This window comes from Micromonospora sp. DT178, assembly GCF_049841695.1.
Taxonomy (GTDB): domain Bacteria; phylum Actinomycetota; class Actinomycetes; order Mycobacteriales; family Micromonosporaceae; genus Micromonospora.
Window position 1 is genome coordinate 1 of sequence record NZ_JBNCKV010000065.1, and the last position, 344, is coordinate 344.

The window sequence follows — 344 nt, forward strand, 5'->3', positions numbered from 1 at the left end:
CACGAACTGACCCAGGATATGGATCTCGCGTTGTTCGTGGTGTATTCCTCGGCCGCGGCCACCCTCGGGTCACCGGGACAGGGCAACTACGCCGCGGCCAACGCGGTCCTGGACGCCCTGGCGCTACGACGGCAGAGCGCGGGTCTGGTCGGACAGTCACTGGCGTGGGGACTGTGGGCCCAGCAGTCGGCGATGACCGGACATCTCGACGAGGTCGACCTCGACCGGATGCGACGCGGCGGCATCCTTGCCATGTCCCCCGAGGAAGGCCTGGCATTGTTCGACGCGGCGGTGCGTACCGACCAGCCACAGCTCGTGCCGATCCGGGTGGACGTGGCCGCGCT

1 protein-coding gene is annotated in these 344 nt (G+C 68.6%); it reads left to right on the forward strand.

Going from position 1 to position 344, the window contains the following annotated elements:
- Nucleotides 1-18: 18 nt before the first annotated feature.
- Nucleotides 19-344 (forward strand): KR domain-containing protein (locus ACLQ22_RS31970; protein WP_425695598.1); only part of this gene is annotated, 326 nt, incomplete at its 3' end.